Annotated in this window: 1 protein-coding gene; it reads right to left on the minus strand. The window is 49.2% G+C overall.

The window, feature by feature from the left end:
- On the minus strand, positions 1 to 1,456 hold a 1,456-nt coding region (locus R7P67_RS24245; RefSeq protein ID WP_318086243.1), incomplete at both ends, for a methyl-accepting chemotaxis protein.

Genomic DNA, 1,456 nt, shown 5'->3' on the forward strand with positions numbered 1-1,456 from the left:
ACCCGTTTTGTGCGCGATGCTCGCCAATACGTCGATATCTTGGTCGATGGCTTCACATGCTTTAGATTGCTCAATGGTCGAGTGCGTAATGGTGCTGATGTGATTGTTCACGTGTTCGATGCTGCTTTCGAGTAAAGACACACTCTCATTCACTTGTTGCACGGATTCAAACGTGTCGTCACTGGCTTGTTTGCTCTTTGCCATGCTTTCTACTGAGAAACGGGTTTTTTCGCCAATTTGGTCCAACAGTTTGCTGATGTTCTCGGTAGCTTCTTGGCTGCGCTGCGCCAAATCACGCACTTCAGAAGAGACAACCGCGAAGCCGCGACCATGTTCGCCCGCACGAGCGGCTTCAATTGCTGCGTTAAGGGCTAATAAGTTGGTTTGTTCAGAAACGCTGTTGATGGTCTCGACTATTTGGCCAATGCTCTGCGTGTCGTTCGCCAATTCTGCCATGCATTGTTCAGTGGCGTTGATCTGCTCCAACAAGCTTTGTACGGAGCGGTAAGACAATTCACTTTGGGTCTGGCAGTCGACCACTTTGTTATTCATGGTTGTGGTGTCACCCATTGCGCGCTCTGCGGACTGAGCGATTTCCACACTCGATTGTGCGAGTTCAGTCATCGCGGTTGCGATGTTGTCGCACTTAGCGATGGTAGAGCGGCTACTGCTATCAAGATCCTGCGCAGACTCAACAATGTTTTGTAGTCGATTTGAGCTCTCGTTATTGGTCTTAGTGACGTCAAACAGCAGCTTTCTGAAGTTAGAGATCAAGGCATTAATGCTGTTCGAGATGGAAGCGATTTCATCTTTGCCGCGAGAATCGAGTTCAACCGTCATATCATGGTGCTCAGACATACTGCGCAGGGTTTGTTTTAGGCGACCAACGCGGCTTCGTAGGCTTGCAACCAAACCCCACACCATCATGATCATAAGCAGAGAAATCACAGCAGTCGCAGCCATCAACAAGTTGCGATTTAACGTGGCTTGCTGCGCGGAATGTTCTGCTGCACTGAGCATCTGATCAACCATTTGGTTACGCAACTGGTTCATGAGACCGATGCGCTCGGTTGCCATAGGAAACCATTCAGTTGCTTGAGGCCCCTGAATGCTGTCTAGGTTGGCACTCTGGTTAAGGAAGGATTGCTGTACTTGCTCAACCTTTTTCCACGCAGGATTGCTTTGGTGCGATTGCAATGACTGTCGATATTGTTCTGGGAACGCAATTTGCGCTTTTCTTGATGCGTAATCACCCGATTGGATGTATCCCTCAATGTTGGAGAACAAAACAGATGTGGCGCTTCCTTTCGCAAATACCCCATTAAGTGCGCCGCGTGCTTGGCCTGCACGCTCTTTCATCACGATCACAGAGATCAACGCATCGCCAAGCGTACCTAGCTCTCGGCTTTGAGTCTGTGCAATCAAAACGTCAATGTTGTCGATGATGAGCTGATTC

The organism is Vibrio sp. Vb0937, from assembly GCF_033338855.1.